This window comes from Phenylobacterium sp. (assembly GCF_036263695.1).
Lineage (GTDB): Bacteria > Pseudomonadota > Alphaproteobacteria > Caulobacterales > Caulobacteraceae > Phenylobacterium.
In genome coordinates this window covers 1-3,848 of record NZ_DATAGM010000103.1, presented here as the reverse complement: position 1 = coordinate 3,848, position 3,848 = coordinate 1, and the positions used below count along the sequence as shown (strand labels likewise).

The 3,848-nt window shown below is 68.3% G+C and carries 5 protein-coding genes; all 5 read right to left on the bottom strand.

Annotated elements, in window-relative coordinates; translation table 11 throughout:
- On the bottom strand, positions 1 to 740 hold a 740-nt coding region (lpxA, locus tag VHK87_RS04145), incomplete at its 3' end, for an acyl-ACP--UDP-N-acetylglucosamine O-acyltransferase (RefSeq protein ID WP_329633634.1).
- Positions 737 to 1,210: a 3-hydroxyacyl-ACP dehydratase FabZ gene (fabZ, locus tag VHK87_RS04140; RefSeq protein WP_329633633.1), complete on the bottom strand. Its 474-nt coding sequence runs from the start codon at positions 1,208 to 1,210 to the stop codon at positions 737 to 739. The genes fabZ and lpxA, both read right to left, overlap by 4 nt.
- Positions 1,207 to 2,229, bottom strand: coding sequence for a UDP-3-O-(3-hydroxymyristoyl)glucosamine N-acyltransferase (gene lpxD, locus VHK87_RS04135; protein WP_329633632.1), 1,023 nt, complete (start codon positions 2,227 to 2,229; stop codon positions 1,207 to 1,209). Before lpxD ends, fabZ begins: the two co-directional genes overlap by 4 nt.
- 29 nt (positions 2,230 to 2,258) lie before the next feature.
- A complete protein-coding gene (locus VHK87_RS04130; protein ID WP_329633631.1) occupies positions 2,259 to 2,852 on the bottom strand; it encodes an OmpH family outer membrane protein in 594 nt (197 codons plus the stop codon).
- Between the two features lie 5 nt (positions 2,853 to 2,857).
- Positions 2,858 to 3,848: BamA/TamA family outer membrane protein (locus VHK87_RS04125; RefSeq protein ID WP_329633630.1), on the bottom strand; the 991-nt coding region annotated here is incomplete at its 5' end.

Below are 3,848 nucleotides of genomic sequence, written 5' to 3'. Positions count from 1 at the left end.
ATGATCTCCATCACCGGCGCGCTGTGACCGAAGGTGGCGGCCGTGTCCACCACCCGCTCCTGGAATGTCCCTTCCTCTGCGAACAGCAGCCGGTAGGCCGAGCGCAGCTCGCTGATGGTTTCGCGCGAGAAGTTCCGGCGCTTCAAGCCGACCAGGTTCAGCCCCTCCAGGTGGGCGTGGTTTCCCCAGACCAGGCCGTAGGGGATGACGTCCTTGGTCACCGCCGCCAGGCCGCCGATGAAGGAGTAGCGGCCGACCCGGCAGTACTGGTGCACGGCCGCCAGGCCGCTGATCGTGACGAAGTCGCCGACAGTGACGTGGCCTGCAAGGGTCGCGGAGTGGGCGAGCACCACGTTGTCGCCGACCTCGGCGTCGTGTCCCACGTGGCAGGTCGCCATGTACATGCCGTCGTTGCCGACCTTCGTCAGGGCGCCGCCCTGGGGCGTCCCGATGTGCATGGTCACGTGTTCCCAGATCAGGTTCCGATCGCCGATCACCAGGCGGGTCGGCTCGCCCCGGTATCCGCCATGGTGTGGCGGCCCCCCTAGGTTCGAGAAGTTGCGGATCGTGCAGTCCGCGCCGATCTCCGTGTGACCTTCGATGACCACGTGGGCCAAGACCTTGGTCCGGGCCCCGATGCGCACATTCGGGCCGATGATCGAAAACGGACCGATGCTGACGCCCTCGGCCAGCTCGGCGCCGTCCTCGATGATGGCGGTCGGATGGACGGTGACGCTCACTGGGTCTCAACCACCATGGCCGCGAACTCCGCCTCGGCGGCCACGCGGTCGCCCACCAAGCCGCGGCCGCGGAACTTGAACATGTCGCCCCTGGCCCGCACCACCTCAACAGGCATGCGCAGCACGTCGCCCGGCCGCACGGGCGCGCGGAAGCGGCAGTTGTCGAGGGAGGTGAAGAAGATGGTCTTGCCGGCCACGTCCACGTTCAGCGACTTGGACATCAGCACCGCGCCGGTCTGGGCCAGGGCCTCGACGATCAGCACGCCGGGCATCACCGGGTATTCCGGGAAATGGCCCACGAAGAAGGGCTCGTTGATCGTCACGCACTTGATGCCGACGATCGACTGGTGGGCCTTGTAGTCCTCCGCGCGATCGACCAGCAGGAACGGGTAGCGGTGGGGGATCCGCTTGACGATCTCGCTGATGTCGATGTCGCCCGGGGCCTCGTTGACCGGGGCCTTACGGCTCATTGTTCCGCTCCCTCCCTGCGGCGGGCCGCCATCTTCGCGATCCAGGCCGTCTCGCGCATCCAGCGCTTCAGCGGCCGGGCCGGAGATCCGCCCCAGGTCTCGCCGGCGGGCACGTCCTTCATGACGCCGGACGCCGCCGCGATGCGTGCGCCGGGGCCGATCACGACGTGGTCTGCAACGCCGGCGCGGCCGCCGAATTGGACGCCGTCGCCGATGACAACGCTGCCTGAGATGCCCGTGTGAGCCGCCATGGCGCAGTTGCGTCCGACGCGGACGTTGTGGGCGATCTGCACCTGGTTGTCGATCTTCGTGTTCTCGCCGATGACGGTGTCGTCGAAGGCGCCGCGGTCTATGCAGGTGTTCGCGCCGACCGTCACCCCGTCCTGGAGGATCACCCGGCCGAGCTGGGGAATATCCACCACGCCGGTCGGGCCGGCGGCGGCGCCGAAACCCGGCTCGCCGATCACCGCGCCCGCAAGGATGCGCACACGGTCGCCGATCAGCGAAAAGCCGATGACGGCGTTGGCGCCCACCTGGCAGTCGCGGCCGATGGCGACCCCGGGGCCGATGACCACGCCGGGCCCCAGCACCGTTCCGCGGCCGATCTCCGCGCCGGGACCGATGATGACGTTAGGCGCAAACCGCACCCCCTCCTCCAGCCTGGCCGACGGCGAGATCGCCTCCCCGCCTTCGATCTGGCGGGGCCGGTGCAGTCGCTCGGCGGCGGCGGCGTAGGCGGCCTGCGGATGGGGCGTGATCAGCGCCACGCAGCCCTCAGGCGCCGAGGCCGCCTCGCGTGCGCCCACGAAGGCCGCGCTGGCTTCGCTGGCGGCGAGCTGCGAGGCGTAGCGGCGGTCAGACAGGAAGGTGATGGTGCCCGGGCCCGCCCGGCCAAGCACCGCCACGGCGGTGATGGCCAGGCCGGCGGCCTCGGGCCGGCTGAGCTCGGCCCCCGTCAGCTCGGCGAGGTGGCCGAGGGAGATAGGGGAGCCGGTCTCGAAGAATCGCGGGTCGGGCATGCGCTATCCTACCCGCGATGCGACGCGCGTCAGCGGCGCTGGGCCGTGGCGGCGGGAGCGGCCGGAGCGGCGGCGGCCAGGGCCGGAGCCGGGACCTTCTGGTTGAGGCGGTCGACGACGGCCTGGGTGATGTCCATGGACGGGTTGCCGATGACCAGCACGTTACGGTCGATCAGCACGCTGCAGCGGCGTTGCTGGTAGACCTCGGCGATCGTCGGGGAGATCTGATTGGCGATCTGCTCCTGCGCCTGGCGCTCGGCCGGTTGCAGGTTGTTGCGGCGAGCGGACATCTTGGTCTGCAGGTCCTGCACGCGCTTGCGAAGCGCCTCGGGCGTGCTCTGCGGATTGTTCTGGTAGGGCGCCAGCTCCTGCTGGAGCTTCTGGCCTTCGGCGGCAAACTCGGAGTTGATCTTGCGTTCGACGGCCTGAACCGCGTTGGTCGCCAGGACGCTGGCCTGCGGATCGATGGTGCAGACGCCGCTGAGCGCCGCGCCGTGGGTGATCTGCGGCGCCTGTTGCTGTTGCTGTGCAGGTTGGGCCGGCCGGGCCTGGGCCAGCGCCGATGTGGCGGTGAAGCTAAGCGCTGCAACGCAGGCGCTCGCCACGATGGACTGGATTTTCATAGGGATCAGAACCTGGTTGAGGTGGAAAACCGGAAGGTTTCGGTCTTGTCGTAGTCTTCTTTGGCCAAAATCTGGCTGAAGTCGAACCTGATGGGCCCCATCGGAGATCGCCAGAATATGCTAATGCCGGCCGAAGCGCGCAGGGACGTGTCGTCGCGGATACAGGTGTTGCGCGTCCCGGGCATGGCCGGATTGGGCAGGAAGGTGCCCGGATTGGCTGGATCCTCGATCGTCGGGTTCAGGCAGTCCAGGTCCCCGGCCCGGTAGAGAAGCTCTTCGTCGTCGAGCTGGCCGACGGTGCCGAAGTCGCTGAACAGCGCCGCCTTGATCCCGTACTGCTCGGGGATGAAGGTCGGGATCTCCAGCTCGACAGATCCGATGGCGTAGAGCTTGCCGCCGAGCGGCTCGTTCAGGCCGCCGGTCAGGTCCCGAGGGCCGACGCCGGCCGTCTCGAAGCCGCGGAAGTTGTTGCCGCCCTTGTAGAAGCGGTCGTTGATGCGGATCCGCTCGGAGCCGAAGCCGGTGATGTAGCCGGCCGAGCCCGACACGCTCAGCTTAAAGTCCTTGTTGAAGCCGTGGTACCAGGCCCCTTCGACTTCGCTGCGCAGGTAGTTCACGTCGCCGCCGAGGCCCGCGAAGTCCTGGCTGACCGTCGTGTAGAAGCCACGGGTCGGGACGACGGGGTCGTTCCGCTTGTCCCAGCGCCAGGTGTAGCCGACCAGCGAGGTCAGGTAGTCGCCTTCCTGCTCGCAGAACACCCGCGAGACGAAGGCGGTCTCGCAGATGCCGCTGGGGATCTCCACGGAGTCGTGCCGCAGGGTGTAGCGGACGGAGCCGAAGGAGTTCAGCGTCAGCGGGAAGCCGAACCGAACGCCGCCGCCGGTGGCGGCGGTGGTGTAGGACTGGAACTCTGAATAGTCCTGGCGGAAGTGGTAGAGGTCGAAGGTCGCGCGCAGGTCGCGCCCCATGAAGCGCGGCTCGGTGAACGAGAAATCC